This is a genomic window from Streptacidiphilus sp. MAP12-16 (genome assembly GCF_041262165.1).
Taxonomy (GTDB): Bacteria; Actinomycetota; Actinomycetes; order Streptomycetales; family Streptomycetaceae; genus Streptacidiphilus.
In genome coordinates this window covers 185,178-202,216 of sequence record NZ_JBGCBY010000011.1, presented here as the reverse complement: position 1 = coordinate 202,216, position 17,039 = coordinate 185,178, and the positions used below count along the sequence as shown (strand labels likewise).

The 17,039-nt window shown below is 72.4% G+C and carries 17 protein-coding genes and 1 riboswitch; of the genes, 8 read left to right on the top strand and 9 right to left on the bottom strand.

Translation table 11 applies throughout. The features are described from left to right. The first annotated feature begins 30 nt into the window (after positions 1-30). Entirely contained in the window at positions 31-303 is a 273-nt protein-coding gene (locus ABIA33_RS17350; RefSeq protein WP_370082433.1) for a hypothetical protein, read from the top strand. Positions 304-362: 59 nt separating this feature from the next. Here ABIA33_RS17350 and ABIA33_RS17345 read toward each other — a convergent pair whose 3' ends face one another. From ABIA33_RS17345 to ABIA33_RS17335, 3 genes are all read right to left on the bottom strand, one after another. Continuing rightward, a complete protein-coding gene (locus tag ABIA33_RS17345; RefSeq protein ID WP_370082431.1) occupies positions 363-1,454 on the bottom strand; it encodes a prenyltransferase in 1,092 nt (363 codons plus the stop codon). Beyond that, positions 1,451-2,194 carry a methyltransferase domain-containing protein gene (locus tag ABIA33_RS17340; protein WP_370082429.1) on the bottom strand — a complete coding sequence of 248 codons (744 nt, stop codon included), beginning with the start codon at positions 2,192-2,194 and terminating at the stop codon, positions 1,451-1,453. Before ABIA33_RS17340 ends, ABIA33_RS17345 begins: the two co-directional genes overlap by 4 nt. 120 nt (positions 2,195-2,314) lie before the next feature. Further along, on the bottom strand, positions 2,315-3,646 hold the full coding sequence (locus ABIA33_RS17335) for a glycosyltransferase family 4 protein (RefSeq protein ID WP_370082427.1): 1,332 nt from the start codon (positions 3,644-3,646) through the stop codon (positions 2,315-2,317). Positions 3,647-3,922: 276 nt separating this feature from the next. On the opposite strand from ABIA33_RS17335, the gene ABIA33_RS17330 reads away from it, so the two are divergent. Next, a complete protein-coding gene (locus tag ABIA33_RS17330) occupies positions 3,923-4,519 on the top strand; it encodes a TetR family transcriptional regulator (RefSeq protein WP_370082425.1) in 597 nt (198 codons plus the stop codon). 59 nt (positions 4,520-4,578) lie between these two features. Here ABIA33_RS17330 and ABIA33_RS17325 read toward each other — a convergent pair whose 3' ends face one another. From ABIA33_RS17325 to ABIA33_RS17315, 3 genes are all read right to left on the bottom strand, one after another. Beyond that, positions 4,579-5,532, bottom strand: a complete 954-nt coding sequence (locus ABIA33_RS17325) for an IS481 family transposase (protein WP_370082423.1) — start codon at positions 5,530-5,532, stop codon at positions 4,579-4,581. Positions 5,533-5,803: 271 nt separating this feature from the next. Further along, positions 5,804-6,034 (bottom strand): ferredoxin, encoded by a 231-nt coding sequence (locus tag ABIA33_RS17320; RefSeq protein ID WP_370082421.1) that lies wholly within the window; start codon positions 6,032-6,034, stop codon positions 5,804-5,806. Continuing rightward, positions 6,034-7,536 carry an aldehyde dehydrogenase gene (locus tag ABIA33_RS17315; protein WP_370082419.1) on the bottom strand — a complete coding sequence of 501 codons (1,503 nt, stop codon included), beginning with the start codon at positions 7,534-7,536 and terminating at the stop codon, positions 6,034-6,036. The genes ABIA33_RS17320 and ABIA33_RS17315 overlap by 1 nt, the downstream gene beginning before the upstream one ends. Before the next feature lie 157 nt (positions 7,537-7,693). Between ABIA33_RS17315 and ABIA33_RS17310 the strand changes: the two genes are divergently transcribed. The 6 genes from ABIA33_RS17310 (at position 7,694) to ABIA33_RS17285 (ending at position 14,807) form a co-directional block, all read left to right on the top strand. Beyond that, positions 7,694-8,788 (top strand): MBL fold metallo-hydrolase, encoded by a 1,095-nt coding sequence (locus ABIA33_RS17310; protein WP_370082417.1) that lies wholly within the window; start codon positions 7,694-7,696, stop codon positions 8,786-8,788. Between the two features lie 84 nt (positions 8,789-8,872). Further along, positions 8,873-8,982, top strand: a riboswitch (cobalamin riboswitch). A gap of 46 nt (positions 8,983-9,028) precedes the next feature. Beyond that, the gene (locus ABIA33_RS17305) at positions 9,029-10,294 is read left to right on the top strand and encodes a prenyltransferase/squalene oxidase repeat-containing protein (RefSeq protein ID WP_370082415.1); all 1,266 of its coding nucleotides are present in this window, start codon (positions 9,029-9,031) and stop codon (positions 10,292-10,294) included. Continuing rightward, positions 10,291-10,995 carry an SCO2322 family protein gene (locus ABIA33_RS17300; protein ID WP_370082413.1) on the top strand — a complete coding sequence of 235 codons (705 nt, stop codon included), beginning with the start codon at positions 10,291-10,293 and terminating at the stop codon, positions 10,993-10,995. Before ABIA33_RS17305 ends, ABIA33_RS17300 begins: the two co-directional genes overlap by 4 nt. Positions 10,996-11,119: 124 nt before the next feature. Continuing rightward, on the top strand, positions 11,120-12,214 hold the full coding sequence (locus ABIA33_RS17295; protein ID WP_370082411.1) for a CbiQ family ECF transporter T component: 1,095 nt from the start codon (positions 11,120-11,122) through the stop codon (positions 12,212-12,214). Then, positions 12,211-13,926: an ABC transporter ATP-binding protein gene (locus ABIA33_RS17290; RefSeq protein WP_370082409.1), complete on the top strand. Its 1,716-nt coding sequence runs from the start codon at positions 12,211-12,213 to the stop codon at positions 13,924-13,926. The genes ABIA33_RS17295 and ABIA33_RS17290 overlap by 4 nt, the downstream gene beginning before the upstream one ends. 86 nt (positions 13,927-14,012) lie before the next feature. Then, the gene (locus ABIA33_RS17285) at positions 14,013-14,807 is read left to right on the top strand and encodes an ECF transporter S component (protein WP_370082508.1); all 795 of its coding nucleotides are present in this window, start codon (positions 14,013-14,015) and stop codon (positions 14,805-14,807) included. A gap of 125 nt (positions 14,808-14,932) precedes the next feature. Here ABIA33_RS17285 and ABIA33_RS17280 read toward each other — a convergent pair whose 3' ends face one another. The 3 genes from ABIA33_RS17280 to ABIA33_RS17270 form a co-directional block, all read right to left on the bottom strand. Beyond that, a complete protein-coding gene (locus ABIA33_RS17280; RefSeq protein ID WP_370082407.1) occupies positions 14,933-15,160 on the bottom strand; it encodes a hypothetical protein in 228 nt (75 codons plus the stop codon). 144 nt (positions 15,161-15,304) lie between these two features. Continuing rightward, positions 15,305-15,628 carry a divalent-cation tolerance protein CutA gene (gene cutA / locus ABIA33_RS17275; RefSeq protein WP_370082405.1) on the bottom strand — a complete coding sequence of 108 codons (324 nt, stop codon included), beginning with the start codon at positions 15,626-15,628 and terminating at the stop codon, positions 15,305-15,307. 198 nt (positions 15,629-15,826) lie between these two features. After that, the gene (locus tag ABIA33_RS17270; protein ID WP_370082403.1) at positions 15,827-16,996 is read right to left on the bottom strand and encodes a steroid 3-ketoacyl-CoA thiolase; all 1,170 of its coding nucleotides are present in this window, start codon (positions 16,994-16,996) and stop codon (positions 15,827-15,829) included. Positions 16,997-17,039 lie beyond the last annotated feature (43 nt).

Here is a 17,039-nt window from a genome sequence, read left to right as displayed (position 1 = left end):
TCGGGCCCTCGTTCCGGGCAGATGTGAGACATGAGCGGACTCGTACGCCTGATCGGACTGGCGCTGTACCTAGCCGCGCTGGTCCTCGTCATCTGGTTCCTGATGTACCTCTTCGACGCCAACAGCCTGAACACCGTCGTCCACTGGTTCCACCGGGCCGCCGACTGGCTCGCCACCTGGTCCCGCAGCCTCTTCGACGGCGTCCACAACAGCAAGCTGCACGCACTGCTCGTCTACGGGATCCCGGCCCTGGTCTATGCCGCAGTCGGCAACGTCCTCGGTCGTACCGGCAGCCGCAGCTGACGCCTGGTCGGCCTCGCAGCCGCCCCGCCGGGACGGTCGCACGGAAGCCGACCGCGCGGTCAGCGGTCGGCCCGGCGGCCCGAGCAGCAGTCGTCGGGCAGCCCCGACGGCAGCTGCGCCCCGTCGAACACCGTGGTCGTCGCCTCGTCCCCGCCGAGCGCCGCCACCGCGAGCAGCAGCGCGCCCGCCGTCCAGGTGGTGCGCTCCTCGGGCCACACCGCGTCGTCCTCGAACACGTACCCGGTCCAGTAGCCGCCGTCCTCGTGGCGCAGGTGCTGGATTGAGCGCAGGATCTCGACGGCGCGGTCGGACTCGCCCACCGCCCAGAGCGCCAGGGCCAGTTCGGCGCTCTCGCCGCCGGTCACCCAGGGCCGGTCGGAGACGCAGCGCACACCGAGTCCTGGCACCACGAAGCGGTCCCAGTCCCGCTCGATGCGCTCCTTGGCCGCGGCGCCGCGCAGCGCCGTGCCGAGGATCGGGTAGTACCAGTCCATGGAGTAGCGGTCCTTGTCGAGGAACCGCTCGGGGTGGCAGGCGACCGCGTGGCCGAGCCGCCCGGCCGCCAGCTCCCAGTCGGGTTGTGGCTCTTCCAGGTAGTCGGCGATGGCGAGGGCGCAGCGCAGCGCGTGGTGGACGCTGGAGCTGCCGGTGAGCAGTGCCTCGTCGGGCACGGTGCCGTCCTCGTCACGCCGCCAGGCGATCGTTCCGTCGGCGCGCTCAAGTTCGAGGACGAACGCGACGGCGCGGCTGACGGTGGGCCAGATCTGTTCCAGGAAGGCGTCGTCACCGGTCGCGAGGTGGTGGTGCCAGACCCCTACGGCAATGTAGGCGCAGAAGTTGGACTCGCGGCTGCGGTCCGTCACCACGTCGTCCGTATAGGCGGAGTACCAGGAGCCGTCCGGGTTCTGATGACCCATCAGCCAGCGGTAGGCGGCCTCGGCGGCGGAGTGCTCGCCGGCGACGTCCAGCGCCATGGCGGCCTCGGTGTGGTCCCAGGGATCGAGGTGGCCGCCGGCGAACCACGGGATGGCCCCGTCCGCACGCTGGTCGGCCAGGATGCTGCGGACCGTCGCCGCTGCCTGCCCGGCGTCGAGTACGCCGGGCAGCACGAGCGCCTCGGGAACGGCGACCGGCTCGGTCCCCGCGGTCACCCGCGCTCCCGCAGCTCGTTGCGCGGCTTGGTCGCGTACGCCACGAAGCTCTTGCCGATCAGCGGGTTGAGGGTCTTCTCGGCGGCGCGGGTGAGCGTGCTGATCACCGGGGCGCCGACGATGTCCCAGACCAGCAGCTGGTGGTATGCCTTCACCGGCAGCGCCTTGTCGTTGTCGACGCCGACCGCGCACTTGATCCACCAATACGGGGAGTGCAGCGCGTGCGCGTGGTGCGTGCCATAGGGGTCGAGGCCCGCGCCGCGCATCTTCTCCAGCAGCTCGTCGCCGCGGTAGATGCGGATGTGACCGCCCTCGACCTCGTGGTACGCGTCGGAGAGGGCCCAGCAGACCTTCTCGGGGAGCCAGCGCGGAACGGTGATCGCGATCGAGCCGCCGGGCTTGAGCACCCGCACCATCTCCGCGAGCAGGCCCTTGTCGTCGGGGATGTGCTCCATCACCTCGGAGATGATGACCTTGTCGAAGCTGTCGTCGGGGAAGGGCAACGCGAGCGCGTCGCCCTCCATCGCGACGGCGGACGCACCCGCCGGGGCCTCGCCCGCCTCGTCCATGGCCGCGAACCAGCGCTTGACCTCGCGGATCTCCTCGGCGTTGCGATCCAGGGCGACGACGCGGCCGCCGCGCCGGTACACCTCGAAGGCGTGCCGGCCTCCGCCGCAGCCCAGGTCGAGCACCCGGTCGCCCGGGGCGATCGGGAATCGAGAGAAGTCGACGGTCAGCACGGTCGCGGGGCTCCATTCACATCGGGCACGTCATGCAGGTCATGCACGTCAGATCGGAAAAGCAGGGCCGGCAGGGCGCTCGGGCGGCGGCGCTCGGGCTGCGGGGCGGGCAGCCGCGGCCTACACGTAGCGCCACCCGTTGCCCGCGCGGGCGCGCTGCCCGGTGCCGGTGGCGATGGCCTCGCGGTAGCGCTCGGCGGTGAGCTCGGCGGCGCGTTCCCAGGTGAATCGGGCCAGCACTCGTTCGCGTCCGGCCGCGCCGATCCGGCGGCGCAGCTCGGGGTCGTCCAGCAGGCGGCCGAGGGCGGCGGCCAGCGCGCCGGGGTCGCCCGGGGGCACGGCGAGGCAGGTCTCGCCGTCGGGTCCGGACACCTCGGGGATGGCGCCGCCGGTGGTGGCGACCAGCGGGGTGCCGGTGGCCATGGCCTCGGCGGCGGGCAGCGAGAAGCCCTCGTACAGCGAGGGCACGCAGGCAACCTCTGCGCTGCGCACCAGGTCCACGAACGCGTCGTCGTCGATGCCGCCGCGGAACTCCACGGCGCCTTCGAGGCCGAGTCGGCGGATCGCCTCCGCGACGGGGCCGTCCTCGCGCCGCCTGCCGACGACGACGAGGTGCGCGTCGCGCTCGGTGCGGACCTTGGCGAGGGCGTCGATCAGGTGGATCAGGCCCTTGAGCGGGACGTCGGCGCTGGAGGTGGTGACGATCCGTCCGGGGACCACGGGGACGGACGCGTCCGGCGACCACAGGCGGACGTCGGCGCCGATGGGGACGACGTGGACCCGGTCGGGTCGGACGCCCAGGTGCTCGGTGATCTCGCGTCCCGAGCTCTGCGAGACGGTGAGGATCGAGTCCAGGCGCTGCGCGACGCGGCGCTGCATGCGGGTGAAGCCGTACCAGCGGCGGACGGACAGCTGCCGCCTGAGGCCCTCGGCGGCGGCCAGGTCGAGTTCGCGGTCCACCGTGATGGGGTGGTGGATGGTGGTGACCAGGGGGAACCCGATCCGGTCAAGGCCGAGCAGGCCGTAGCCGAGCGTCTGGTTGTCGTGGACCACGTCGTAGCGGCCCCGGTGCAGCGCGAGGTGCCGCCGCGCGCGGAGGCTGAACGTCAGCGGCTCGGGGAAGCCACCGGTCCACATGGTCGCGACCTCGAGCAGGTCGACCGGACCTCGGAACTCGCGCGGCCTGGGCGTACGGAACGGGTCCGGCTGGCGGTAGAGGTCCAGGCTGGCGATCTCCGTGAAACCGAGCTTCCCGCCGGTCTCGACCTCGTCGAGGACCGGGTACGGCTGTCCGCCCAGGACCTCCACGTCGTGCCCGAGCCGGGCGAGTTCGCGGGAGAGATGGCGGACGTAGACGCCCTGCCCACCACAGAAGGGGTTGCCCTTGTAGGAGAGCAACGCGATCCGCAGCGGCCGGTCAGCGGGCACAGCGTCCCGCGCAGCACTGGTCACCTGGGATTCTTCTCCTCTGTCGTCGCCGTCGGCCTGCTCGGTCGCCCGCTGCCCCCCACGCACTCCCGACGGCTGCCCCGGCCAGGGTAATCTAGAACACGTTCCAATGATGAAGCGTAGGGAGACCTTGAGGTTACCGGCACGTAGCGGGGCTCTCCGGGGCAGGGCAGGTGATTCGCGCCACCCTGGGACTCTGCGCCATCATTCGGGAAACCAGTAGTCCCGCCCCCGAATCGGGGCGAGCCCAGAGGCACCACCAGACTGGGGGACCGCCCGATGACCACCAGCCCCAGACCGCCGGCCGCGCCGCCGCTGACCGAGCGGCAGGAGGCCCGCCGTCGGCGCATCCTGCACACGGCGGCCCAACTCGCCTCGCGCGGCGGCTTCGACGCGGTGCAGATGCGCGAGGTCGCGGAGAGCTCCGGCGTCGCCCTGGGCACGCTGTACCGCTACTTCCCCTCCAAGGTGCACCTGCTGGTCGCCACCATGCAGGACCAGCTCCAGCTGATGCAGGAGCAGTTGCGCAAGCACCCGCCGTCCGCGGAGGAGCCGGGCGCGCGGGTGACCGAGACGCTGATGCGGACCTTCCGCGGTCTCCAGCGCGAGCCGCAGCTCGCCGAGGCCATGGTGCGGGCGCTGACCTTCGCCGACCGCTCCGTCAGCGCGGAGGTGGACCAGGTCAGTCGCCTCACCGCGGTGCTGATCACCGAGGCGATGGGGCTGGACCACCCGCCGAGCCGCGAGCAGCTCGCCGCCGTCCGCGTGATCGAGCACACCTGGCACTCGGCGCTGGTCACCTGGCTCTCCGGACGTGCCTCCATCGCCCAGGTCCGGATCGACCTGGAGACCGCGTGCAGGCTGCTGGCCGAGTAGCGCGGTGGGGGTGTGCCGTCCCCCACGACGGCACACCCCCCTGGGAGGGTGCTGGGGATCTAGGTGTACTGACCCGTGAGGTTGGGGACGCGACTGGCGGGTGGTTGGCCTTTCAGGGCGGTGTGTCCGCGGTGGTGATTGTAGGCGTGTATCCAGGCGGGGTAGGCGTCGCGTCGTTCCTGCTCGGTGCGGTAGGGCTTCGCGTAGGCCCATTCGTTGAGCAGGGTGCGGTTGAAGCGCTCGACCTTGCCGTTGGTCTGCGGCCGGTAGGGGCGGGTGCGTTTGTGGGTGATGCCGGCGGCGGTCAGGGTGTCGCGCCAGGTCCGGGAGCGGTAGCAGGAGCCGTTGTCGGTCAGGACGCGCTGGACGGTGATCCCGGCGCGTGCGTAGAACGCCTGGGCACGGGTCCAGAATCCGGCGGCGGTGTCCTTGCGCTCGTCGGTGAGGATCTCGCTGTAGGCCAGGCGGGAGTGGTCGTCGACGGCGTTGTGCAGGTAGCTGTAGCCGGCGCTGGAACGGTTCTTGCGCCCGGCCTGGCGGCCCAGCACCTGGTGGCCGCCGCCGTCGGGGATGTTGCCGAGTTTCTTGATGTCCACATGCACCAACTCGCCTGGTGCGGTGTGTTCGTAGCGTCGGATCACCCGTCCGGTGGCGCGGTCGAGGTGGGCCAGGCGGGCGAGGCGGTAGCGGGTCAGCACCCGGTGCACGGTGGCCGGGTTCAACCGCAGCAGGAATGCGATGCGGGCCGGGCCCCAGCGGCGCAGTATGCGGACCTTGATGATTCTGCGCTCGGTGCGGGTCGGGGTTTGGCGCGGGCTGTGGTGCGGCCGTGAGGAGCGGTCGCTCATGCCCGCCTCGCCCAGTTCGCGGTAGCGGTCGGCCCAGCGCTTGGCCGTGGTCGCGGAGACCTGGAAGCGCTCCGCCGCGCGACGCAGCGGCCAGCCGTCGTCGACCACGCAGCGGGCCAGGCGCAGCCGTCCGGTCTCGGTCAGTGGTGCGTTACGGTGTGCCATGAGGGCCTTTCTGAGTGCCGGTGCAGATGTCGCAATCCACACCAAGCCAGAAGGCCCTCACCCATTTCAAGATCCCTCAGCAGTGACCCCCGTCACCAACCTCCGTGGTCAGTACATCTAGGCCGGGCTCGCGGTGTCCTGCGACTCCGCTTGCCGCGTTGTCGTCGGTCGCCAACCAACCACGGTTGGCTCCCTCCTCCGCCTTGCAATCGAAGCCGCAGGACACCGCTCCCTGATCCGGCCTAGATCCCCAGCACCCTCCCAGAGCCCTTCATTCCGGCGGGAAGACCGGTTCGCTGCTGCCGGCGATGCGCAACGCGATCGCCTCGACCGGGCAGCTCTCGGCCGCGGCGAGCAGCGCCTCGGACGCGTCCGCCTCCTCCGTCACGGGATGCGACTGGCGCCCGCCGTCCAGGCGGAAGCCGTCCGGGGCGGAGGCGACGCACAGCCCCGAACCGATGCACACCGACCGGTCCACCTCCACCCGCCAGCGGTCGCCCATCAGCCCTCCGCTCCCGTGCCCGCGCCGGCACCTGTGTCCGCGCCCGGCGCCAGGTAGCCCTGGGGCAGGTGGACAGTCTTGGCCTCCAGATACGAGTCCAGCCCCTCCGGGCCGAACTCGCGGCCTATGCCGGACTGCTTGTAGCCGCCGAACGGGCCCTTGAAGTCCAGGCTGAAGGTGTTCACCGAGAACGTCCCCGTCCGCACCTGCCGAGCCACGTCGATGCCGTGCTCGACGTCAGCGCACCAGACACTGCCGGAGAGGCCGTAGTCCGAGTCGTTGGCGATCTTCAGCGCGTCCGCCTCGTCCTCGTACGGGATCAGGCAGACCACCGGGCCGAAGATCTCCTCCCGGGCGACCCGCATCCGGTTGTCGACACCGCCGAGCAGCGTCGGCTCGACGTACCAGCCGGTGGACTGCGCCGCCGGAACGCCCCCGCCGGTGAGGACCTTGGCGCCCTCCTCCTGGCCAATCCGGATGTAGTCGAGGTTGCGCTGCTGCTGGCGGCGGGTGACCAGCGGCCCGATCTGGGTGGCCTCGGCCAGCGGGTCGCCGACGACGAGCGCGTCGACGGCCGCCACCAGTTGGTCCGCGATCTCGTCGTAGCGGGCGCGGGGGGCGAGGATGCGGGTCTGGGCGACGCAGGCCTGACCGTTGTTCATGTAGGCGGAGCCCATGAGGTTGGCGACGGCCGCCTCCAGGTCCGCGTCCGGAAGCAGGATCGCGGCGGATTTGCCGCCGAGCTCAAGGGTGACCCGGGTGAGGTGCTGCGAGGCCACCTCCATGATCCGCTTCCCGGCGGCGACGGAGCCGGTGAACGAGACCTTGTCGATCCCCTCGTGGCCCACCAGGTACTCGCTGACCTCGCGGTCGGCGGGGAGGATGCTCAGCACGCCCTCCGGCAGTCCGGCCTCTCGGACGATCTCGGCCAGGATGTAGGAGTCGAGCGGAGTCTCCGGCGAGGGCTTGAGGATCACGGTGCACCCCGCGATCAGCGCCGGCGCGAGCTTGGACGCCGCGACGAACTGCGGCACGTTCCACGGGACCACGGCGGCGACCACGCCGACCGGCTCGCGGCGCACCAGGATCGGACCGAGCACCCCGTCCCGGTGCTCCTCGAAGGCGAACTCGCGTGCGGTGGTGATCGCCGCGTCCCAGATCATCATCGGCCCGTAGGCCTGGGCCAGGATGCTCCAGGAGTACGGCGAGCCGTTCTCGGAGCTGATGACGCGGGCGAGCTCGTCCGCCCGCGCCGCGATGCCGTCCCTGATCCGCTCGGCGACGGCGAGCCGTTCGGCCAGCGTCATCCTCGGCCACGGGCCCTCGTCGAAGGCCCGGCGGGCGACCGCGACGGCCCGGTCGACGTCGGCGCGGGAGGCGTGCGGCACGCGGCCGATGACCTGCTCGGTGTGCGGGGAGACCACCTCGATGACGTCCTGCCCGGCGGGTGGCACCAACTCCCCGCCGATGAAGAGTTCGCCGTACTCCACTACCTCGGTCATGACCCGGCCTCCAAGCTGACGAACCGTCACTTATGGCGGTTAATAGAACTGATATCAGTTCTACTTATTGAGGGCAACGGTCGTGCAGTAGGCTGCCCGACTAGTTGCGCCATACAAGGAACGCGTTCTACTCAGTGAGCTCGGAGAGGACGGCACCATGCCCGCCGAGAAGCCGCCCGTCGAGACGCCGCCCGTCGAGACGCCACCGGCCGCGAAGCCCCAGCCCCGAGCGCTGCCCGCACCGCCCGCGACCCAGGACATCGGCGGCGGTGTCTGGAGCATCACCGTCCCCATCCCGGACAACCCCCTCCGCTACACGCTGGTCTACCTGCTGGAGAGCGACCGCGGCCCGGTCCTGGTCGACACCGGATGGGACGATCCCGCCGGCCGCACCGCCCTCGCCGAGGGCCTGGACGCCGCCGGCTTCTCCCTCGCCGACGTGCACGGCGTGCTCGTCACCCATCACCACCCGGACCACCACGGCCTCTCCGCCCACGTCCAGGAGCAGTCCGGCGCCTGGATCGCCATGCACGGCGCGGAGGCCAAGGTCGTCCGGGCGCTGCACGACACCCGGCCGGCCCGCTGGCTCGGACGGATGGCGGAGCTGATGCGCACCGCCGGCGTCCCGCAGGAGCACCTCGACGGGCTCAGCAGTTTCGGCAGCTCCGGCGCACCCATCGCCGACACCGTCCCCGACCGCGAGCTGGTGCACGGCGAGTCAGCCGGCGTCCCCGGCCGCGATCTCCGCGTGCTGTGGACGCCCGGGCACACCCCCGGCCACGTCTGCCTGTATCTGAACGAACCCGATCACCCCAGCCGCCTGCTCTCCGGCGACCATCTGCTCCCCACCATCAGCCCGATCGTCAGCCTCTACCCGGAGAACCCGGGCGACGAGCCGACCGACCCGCTCGGCGACTTCCTCGACTCGCTGGAGCGCATCGCCGCCCTGGCGCCCGCGGAAGTCCTCCCCGCGCACCAGTACAGGTTCGCGGACGCACCCGGCCGGGTCCGCGAGCTGCTGGACCACCACGCCGTCCGCCTCGCCGACCTGCTCACGCAACTCAAGCACGAGCCACTGACACTCTGGCAGGCCGCCCAGCGCATGCACTGGAACCGCCCCTGGGAGGAACTGGGGTTCATCCCCCGTCATCTGGCCCTCTCCGAGGCGGCCGCGCACGTCAGACGTCTCGTCAAGACCGGCCTCGCCGAGGAGCTCTCCGACACCGAGCCCGCGCTCTACCGCGCCCTGTGACCCAGAACACGCCACGAGCGACCAGCGAAGGGGACCCGAGGGGGAGCCGCAGGGGGAGCCGCAGGCGGAACACCGGGCGCCGGATACAGTGACCGCACCACTTGATCCGCATCCTGGCGGGGAAAGCCGGTTCGATTCCGGCGCTGACCCGCAACCGTAGAGCCGGAGCACCCTCCAGGAAGCGAGCGGCCCCGTCGAGGTCTACGGATCGCCCCCGCTCTCCGAAAGGCACAACCAACCATGCTCACCGCCGCCCGTCTGGGCGCCGTCGCGCTGACCGCCGCCGTTTTCGCCGGTACGGCCGCGCCCGCCTTCGCCGCCTCCGCCAGCCCGAGCGCGGCACCGCTTCCCGCCGGGCTCTACGGCAAGAGCGACCCGACCTACGACGGAGTGTGGCGGCAGGGACTCAGCCTGATCGCCCTGCACACCCAGGGGGTCACCCCGGCGGACTCCGCGGTCGGCTGGCTGACCGGCCAGCAGTGCGCGGACGGCGGCTGGCCCTCGTACGACGCCACCCCGGCGAAGGGCTGCACGGCCGCGACCGAGGACACCAACGCGACCGCGGTCGCCGTCCAGGCCCTGGTCGCGCTCGGCGGGCACGACGCCGCCGTGAGCAAGGCCGTGGCCTGGTACCGGAAGATCCAGAACGCGGACGGCGGCTGGGCCTACAACCCGGGCTCGCCCAGTGACGGCAACTCCACCGGCCTCGTCGTCTCCGCGCTCGACGCGGCGAAGACGGACCCGGCCACCCTCGTCGGAAAGAGCGGCAAGAGCGGTGTCGACGGGCTGCACGCCCTCCAGCTCGGCTGCACCGCTGCCATGGCCGAGCAGGGCGCATTCGCCTACCAGCCGGACAAGTCGGGCAAGCTCGTCGCCAACGACGCCTCCTCGGCGCAGGCCGCGCTCGCGGCGGGTGGCGCGTTCCTGCCCGTGGCCGCACCGACCGGCGCGGCAGCCCCGACGCCTTCGGCGTCGACCGCCGCGTCCGCTTCGGCGAGTTGCTCGGACTCCGCGGCGGCCGCCTCGCAGTACCTGGCGCAGCGCCTCAGCTCCGGCGGCGAGCACCTGACCAGCCAGCTCGCGGGCGCGAGCCCGACCACCGACTACGCCAGCACCGGCTGGGCGGTTCTCTCCCTCGCCGGTAGCGGCCGACCCGACGACGCCAGGCGCGCGGCCCAGTGGCTGCGCGACAACGGTGCCCCCTGGGCGCAGAACAACGGCACCCCCTCCCCCGCCGCCCTGGCCACGCTGATCCTCGACGCGCGCGCCACCGGCCTGGACCCGCACCGCTTCGGCACCGCGGACCTGGTCACCCAGCTCGAGGCCACCGGTCCCACCCCGGCCGCGACGCCCGCGTCCTCCGCTCCCGCCGCATCCGCCGTCGCCAGCGCTCCGGCCAAGACGTCCGGCAGCGGCTTCTCCCCCTGGTGGATCATCGGCGTCGGACTGGTCGCGGGCGCCGGCATCGGCCTCTTCGTCAGCTTCAGCCGGAGCAAGCGCGGATGACTACGCGCCGTACGGGGGCAGTGGCGGGCCCGCTCGTCACCGCTCTCCTCTCCGCCCTGGTCCTGGCCCTCGTCGTCGCCGTCACCCCGGCCTCGGCGTCGAGCTACCGCTACTGGTCCTTCTGGGAGGGCTCAGGCACCAGCTGGACGTACCAGCAGGCGGGCCCGAACACCTACCGCCCGGCGGACGGCTCGGTCGACGGCTGGCGCTTCGGCATCAGTGCGGACAGCGCGGACGCGGTGAAGCCGCGCTCCGCGCCCGACTTCGCCACCGCCTGCGCCAGGACCCCCGCCGTGAGCGGCAAGAAACGCGTCGCGGTCGTCATCGACTACGGAACGGCGGCTGACGCACCGTCAGGATCGACGCCGCCGACCCTGATGACCAGCTGCGCGACTCTCGACCCGGACGCCAGCTCCGCCCAGCTCCTGGCCCAGGTCGCGCCGCCGCTGCGGTACGACAGCAACGGCATCCTCTGCGCGATCTCCGGATACCCGAGGACCGGCTGCGGCGACGTCGTCAGCGGAACCAGCACGGCCACCGGAGGCACGGGGGCCACCGGCAGCAGCTCCACCAGCGCCGCCCCGGCGACATCCACCCCCACCGCCCCCGCGAGAACCGCGGGGTGGCTCCTGGGAGCCGCCCTGATCCTCGCCCTCGCCGGAGCCGGCTACTGGCAGACCCGCCGCCGCAGGCACGACTGACCGCGGGTACTACTGACCGCAGGTACGACTGACCGCGACCACGACCAGTCCGCCTCCGTCTCTCCTCCGCGCACTCGTTCAGTTCACCGCAGCCACATCCCCGAAGGCCGTCAGGACCACCTCCATGCCGCTCCCACCGCCACCGCAACGGCACCTGCACCCAGGTGCCTGGTGGCTGTGGGCGCTCGGCCTGGCCACCGCCGCCTCCCGCACCACCAACCCGCTGCTCCTGCTGCTGACCACCGCCGTGGCCGGATATGTCGTCGCCGCCCGCCGCACCGACGCCCCCTGGGCGCACTCCTACAGCGTCTTCCTCAAACTGGGCCTGCTGGTCCTCGCCATCCGGATGGTGTTCTTCACAGTCCTCGGCTCGCCCATCCCAGGTACCCACATCCTCTTCACCCTGCCCCAGATCCCGCTCCCCTCCTGGGCGCGCGGGGTCCAACTCGGCGGCCCGGTCAGCCTGGAAGGACTCCTCTTCGCGCTGTACGACGCGCTGAGACTCGCCGTCCTGCTCGCCTGCGTCGGTGCGGCCAACGCCCTCGCCAACCCGGCCCGGCTGCTGCGCTCCCTCCCGGGCGCGCTGTACGAGGCGGGGGTCGCCGTAGTCGTCGCACTCACCTTCGCGCCGAACCTGGTCACGGACGTGCGGCGGCTCCGGGCCGCCCGCCGCCTGCGCGGACGCACCGAGCGCGGCGCGAAGGCACTCCTCACGATCGGCATACCCCTCCTGGAGAGCGCCCTCGAACGGTCCGTCAGCCTGGCCGCCGCCATGGACACCCGCGGCTTCGGCCGCACCACGGACATACCCCTGGCCGTCCGCCGCACGACAGCCGCACTGACCCTCTCCGGCCTGCTCGGCATCTGCGTCGCCGCGTACGGACTGCTCGGCGCGGACGGCACCGCCTGGGCCCTGCCGGTCCTGGCGCTGGGCACCCTCGCCGCGGTCACCGGCCTGGTGCTGGGCGGCCGCCGCGCCGTCCGCACCCGCTACCGGCCCGACCCGTGGGCCTGGCGCGAGTGGCTGGTGTCGGGCTCGGGCATCGCCGTCGCCGCGCTGATGGTCAGCCTCGGACCGGCCTACGCCGAAGCCCTCAACCCGCCTGCGGTCCCGCTCGCCGCACCGACGCTCCCGCTGCTGCCCGCCGCAGCCGTCCTCCTCGGCCTGCTCCCCGCCTTCGCCGCACCCGTCCCGCCCCGTGTGAAGGGAAGCCGATGATCACCTTCGAGCAGGTCTCCGTCACCTACCCCGAAGCCTCGCACCCGGCACTGACAAGCCTGGACCTGACCATCCCCGAGGGCGAGCTCTGCCTGCTCGTCGGGCCCTCGGGCTCCGGGAAGTCCACCCTCCTCGGAACCGTCAGCGGCCTGGTCCCGCACTTCACCGGCGGCGTCCTGCACGGCAGGGTCACCGTGGCCGGCCGGGACACCCGCACCCACCGGCCCCGCGACCTCGCCGACGTGGTCGGCACCGTCGGCCAGGACCCCCTGGCCCACTTCGTCACCGACACCGTCGAGGACGAACTCGCCTACGGCATGGAATCCCTGGGCCTCGCGCCGGAGGTGATGCGGCGTCGGGTCGAGGAGACCCTCGACCTGCTCGGCCTCGCCGAGTTGCGCGCCCGTCCGCTGGCCACGCTCTCAGGCGGCCAGCAGCAACGCGTCGCCATCGGCTCGGTGCTCACCGTCCACCCGCAGATCCTCGTCCTGGACGAGCCCACGTCGGCCCTGGATCCGGGTGCGGCGGAGGAAGTCCTCGCCGTCCTGCAGCGCCTCGTCCACGACCTCGGCACGACCGTGCTGCTGGCCGAGCACCGCCTGGAACGCGTGGCCCAGTACGCCGACCAAATCATCCTGCTCCCCGGCGGCGGGCAGCCGCCGCTGATGGGCGAGCCCGCCGAGGTCATGGCCGTCTCCCCGGTCCACCCGCCCGTCGTGGCCCTCGGCCGCGCGGCGGGCTGGTCACCGCTGCCGCTCTCGGTGCGGGACGCCCGGCGCAGGGCCGCTCCGCTCCGCGCCCGGCTCGCGGGTCGCGCCCCGGCGCCGGCGCCGGCATCCGTGGCCGCTTCCACGCCCCCTGCCGCCGCCGTCACCGCCCTCGCCGTCCGGCGCGGCGGTGTCGAAGCGCTGCGCGGCGTCGACCTCACCCTCCGCCCCGGCGAGATCACAGCGCTGATGGGACGCAACGGCTCCGGCAAGTCGACTCTCCTCGGCGCACTGGTCGGCCTGCACGCCCCCAGCTCCGGCCGGATCGACGTCGGCGGTCTCACCCCGCACCGGGCCAAGCCCGTCGCGCTCCTCCCCCACGTCGGGCTCGTCCCCCAGGAGCCGCGCGACCTGCTCTACTGCGACACCGTCGACGCCGAATGTGCCGCCGCCGACCGCGACACCGGCTCCACGCCCGGCACCTGCCGCGCCCTCGTAGAACGCCTGGTCCCGGGCATCCCCGGCGGCATCCACCCGCGCGACCTCTCCGAGGGCCAGCGCCTCACTCTCGCGCTCGCCGTCATCCTCACCGCCCGGCCCGCCCTGATCCTCCTGGACGAACCGACCCGCGGACTCGATTACGCCGCGAAGTCCCGGCTCGTCGCCATCCTCCGCGACCTCGCCACCGAGGGACACGCGGTACTGCTCGCCACCCACGACGTGGAACTCGCCGCCGAGTTGGCCCATCACACGGTGATCCTCGCCGAGGGCGAGATCGTCGCGGACGGCCCGACGCCGGACATCGTGGTGTCCTCCCCGGCGTTCGCACCACAGGTCGCCAAGATCCTCAGCCCCGAACCGTGGCTGACGGTCCGCCAGGTCACCGACGCCCTGGCCGAAGCCCCCCCTGAAGCCCTCCCGGAAGCCCTCACCGAAGCCCTCCCTGAAGCCCTCACCGAAGGCCTCGCCGACGGCCCTGACCGGTCGCGAGGGGAAGCCCCGTGAACCTGACCGGCAGCGCACCCGCCGTCCCCACCCCCGACCGGTCCTCCCTCGCCCGTCCCGTCCCGCTCGGCCGCCGTTCCACCGCCATGCTGCTGCTGATCGCGGCGATCGGCGTGGTCGCCTTCGGCTGGCCGCTCCTCGCCGCACCCACCTCCAGCCTCGCCCATTCCGGCGATGCCCCCTGGCTGTTCGCCGCCCTCCTCCCGCTCCTGCTCGCCGTCGTCGTCGCCCAGATCTCCGAAGGCCGGGTCGCCACCGGCGGGCAGGCGGGTCTGGACGCCAAATCCATCGCCCTGCTCGGTGTCCTCGCGGCAGCGGGTGCGGCCCTGCGACCGCTGGGCGCGGGTACGGCGGGCCTCGAGCCGACGTTCTTCCTGATGGTCCTGTCCGGACGGGTCCTCGGGCCGGGCTTCGGCTTCGTCCTCGGCAACGTCTCCCTCTTCGCCTCCGCGCTGCTCACCGGCGGAGTCGGCCCCTGGCTGCCGTTCCAGATGCTCGCCATGGGCTGGGTCTGCCTCGGCGCGGGCCTGCTCCCCCGCCCCGCCGCCCTGCGCGGACGCGGCGAGCTGTGGCTGCTCGCCGGCTACGGGGCGGTGTCGGCCGAGCTGTACGGGCTGGTCATGGACCTCCAGGGCTGGCCCTACATCGCCGGGCTCGGCAGCGGCATCTCGTATGTCCCCGGCGACCCGCTCGGCGCCAACCTGGCCCGCTTCCTGACGTACCACCTGGCCACCGCCATGGGCTGGGACATACCCCGCAGCGTCCTCACCGCGGTGCTCTGCCTCACCCTCGGCCATCCCCTCCTCGCCGCCCTCCGCCGCGCCTCCCGCCGCGCCGCCTTCGACGCCCCCACGAGCTTCCAGCCGCCGCAGCCGGGGTGACGCCGTCACGTAGATCGACCGGCACATGCAGGGCGTACGCAGCCAGGCCGACCGCACGCGCCTCCGTCCCCGGCGCGGTGCGTGAAGGAGGTGGGCACAGGCACAGGCGTGGGCGCAGGTCCCGGTCAGATCGCGTCCGCGTAGCGCGGGACGCTGTTCCAGCCGTCCGGCGTCAGCCGCCGGATCAGGGTGACGAGGAACTCGCCGCCACACTCCTTCTCGATCGTTTCAGCTCGCTCGCGGGCTCGCGATTCCGCAGCGGCGTCCTCTCCGATCCACTCGATGCGCAGTACGCCGTCGGGTGCGGAGAACTCGAAGGTGCCGGGGGTGCCTATACGCGTGTCGTCGGTCATGTCGCGCTCCCTGCCGACTCGGGGGATGGCTTTTACCATCGTCACCCCGGAGACGCGAGTGCGCGCGGGATCAGGCGTCGGATCCTGCCTCGAGGCCCGTTCGCAGCAGTGGACGCCACCCCGCTGAGCTCGCCGACGGGTCGGTCAGCGGGGCGCGGTCTCGGTGTCGAGCCAGCCGAGGTACTCCGCGCTGCCCCGGGGAACGTCCATGGAGACGATCTCCGGGGTTTCGTAGGTGTGCACCCGCTTGATGAGCTGCTCGAGCTCCTCGTACTTCTCAGCGGGCAGCTTGTAGCTGACCCGCCACTCCAGTTCCTCCTGGACCGCGCCCTCCCACCAGTACACCGACCGGATCGGCCCGTCGATCTGCGCGCATGCGGTAGCTCTGGCCGCGACGGCCGCGCGGGCGAGATCGGCGGCGCGTTCGGCGGTGTCGGTCGTGGTCAGCACGATGATGTGCCTGGCCATGCGTCCTCCCCGGATCGGCATGGACCTGACGCTACCCGGCAGGGATGGGGGCGGCGCGGTCCCCACCGCGCCGCCCCCGTCCCCATCCGAGCCCCATCCCCGTCCGAGCCCCGCGCCCGTCCCCTCCCCGAGTGAGCCCCGTCCGAGTCCCCGGCCCCCGCCCCTTCCCAATGGCGGAACCGCGGCCCAGTGGCTGCGTCAGAGCCGCTGCAGGATCGTCCCGGTCGCCAGCGCCCCGCCCGCGCACATGGTGACCAGTGCGAACTCCTTGTCCGAACGCTCCAGTTCGTGCAGCGCCGTGGTGATCAGCCGGGCACCGGTGGAGCCGACCGGGTGGCCGAGCGCGATGGCGCCGCCGTTGACGTTGACCTTGGCCATGTCGGCTTCCATGACCTGCGCCCAGGAGAGCACGACCGAGGCGAAGGCCTCGTTGATCTCGACCAGGTCCATGTCGGCGAGCTTCATCCCGGCCTTGCCGAGCACCGCGCGGGTCGCGTCGATCGGGCCGTCCAGGTGGTAGTGCGGATCAGTGCCGACCACGGCCTGGGCGACGATACGGGCGCGCGGGGCGAGCCCGAGGGCGCGGGCGGCGCGACGCGACGCCCACATCACGGCGGCGGCCCCGTCCGAGATCTGCGAGGAGTTGCCCGCCGTGTGGATCGCGGTCGGCATCACCGGCTTGAGGTTGGCCAACGCCTCCGCCGAGGTGTCCCGCAGCCCCTCGTCGCGGTCGACCAGTCGCCACATGCCCTGTCCGGCGTGCTGCTCGGCCTCGGTGGTGGGCACCTGGACGGCGTAGGTCTCCCGCTTGAAGCGCTCCTCGGCCCAGGCGTTGGCCGCCCGGTCCTGCGAGAGCAGGCCGAGCCGGTCGACGTCCGTACGGGTCAGCCCGCGCCGCCTGGCGATACGCTCCGCGGCCTCGAACTGGTTGGGCAGGTCGACGTTCCACTCCTCGGGGAACGGACGCCCGGGACCGTGCGCCGAGGCGCTGCCGAGCGGGACCCGCGACATCGACTCGACGCCGCAGGCGATGCCGACGTCGATGACGCCAGCCGCGACCATGTTGGCGACCATGTGGTTGGCCTGCTGCGAGGACCCGCACTGGCAGTCCACGGTGGTCGCGGCGACCTCGTAGGGGAGGCCCATCGCGAGCCAGGCCGTGCGGGCCGGGTTCATCGACTGCTCACCAGCGTGGGTGACCGTCCCGCTCACTATCTGTTCGATGACATCCGGCTGCACGCCGGTACGCGCCAGCAGCTCGCGGAAGGTCTCCCCCAGCAGATAGGCGGGGTGAAGGTTGGCGAGGGCTCCGCCTCGCTTGCCGATCGGACTGCGCACTGCTTCGACGATGACGGGTTCAGCGGCCATGACTCGCCCTCCGGAAGCCCCGGCACCCAGGGGGCGCCGAAGA

Bases quoted from the DNA above. Each gene is read 5' to 3' on its own strand.
- ABIA33_RS17310 (WP_370082417.1), top strand. From the start codon at position 7,694: ATGCCCGCCGAGAAGCCGCCCGTCGAGACGCCGCCCGTCGAGACGCCA.
- ABIA33_RS17295 (WP_370082411.1), top strand. From the start codon at position 11,120: ATGCCGCTCCCACCGCCACCGCAACGGCACCTGCACCCAGGTGCCTGG.
- ABIA33_RS17290 (WP_370082409.1), top strand. From the start codon at position 12,211: ATGATCACCTTCGAGCAGGTCTCCGTCACCTACCCCGAAGCCTCGCAC.
- ABIA33_RS17270 (WP_370082403.1), bottom strand. From the start codon at position 16,996: ATGGCCGCTGAACCCGTCATCGTCGAAGCAGTGCGCAGTCCGATCGGC.
- ABIA33_RS17315 (WP_370082419.1), bottom strand. From the start codon at position 7,536: ATGACCGAGGTAGTGGAGTACGGCGAACTCTTCATCGGCGGGGAGTTG.
- ABIA33_RS17350 (WP_370082433.1), top strand. From the start codon at position 31: ATGAGCGGACTCGTACGCCTGATCGGACTGGCGCTGTACCTAGCCGCG.
- ABIA33_RS17320 (WP_370082421.1), bottom strand. From the start codon at position 6,034: ATGGGCGACCGCTGGCGGGTGGAGGTGGACCGGTCGGTGTGCATCGGT.
- ABIA33_RS17325 (WP_370082423.1), bottom strand. From the start codon at position 5,532: ATGGCACACCGTAACGCACCACTGACCGAGACCGGACGGCTGCGCCTG.
- ABIA33_RS17330 (WP_370082425.1), top strand. From the start codon at position 3,923: ATGACCACCAGCCCCAGACCGCCGGCCGCGCCGCCGCTGACCGAGCGG.
- ABIA33_RS17300 (WP_370082413.1), top strand. From the start codon at position 10,291: ATGACTACGCGCCGTACGGGGGCAGTGGCGGGCCCGCTCGTCACCGCT.
- ABIA33_RS17280 (WP_370082407.1), bottom strand. From the start codon at position 15,160: ATGACCGACGACACGCGTATAGGCACCCCCGGCACCTTCGAGTTCTCC.
- ABIA33_RS17305 (WP_370082415.1), top strand. From the start codon at position 9,029: ATGCTCACCGCCGCCCGTCTGGGCGCCGTCGCGCTGACCGCCGCCGTT.
- cutA (WP_370082405.1), bottom strand. From the start codon at position 15,628: ATGGCCAGGCACATCATCGTGCTGACCACGACCGACACCGCCGAACGC.
- ABIA33_RS17285 (WP_370082508.1), top strand. From the start codon at position 14,013: ATGCTGCTGCTGATCGCGGCGATCGGCGTGGTCGCCTTCGGCTGGCCG.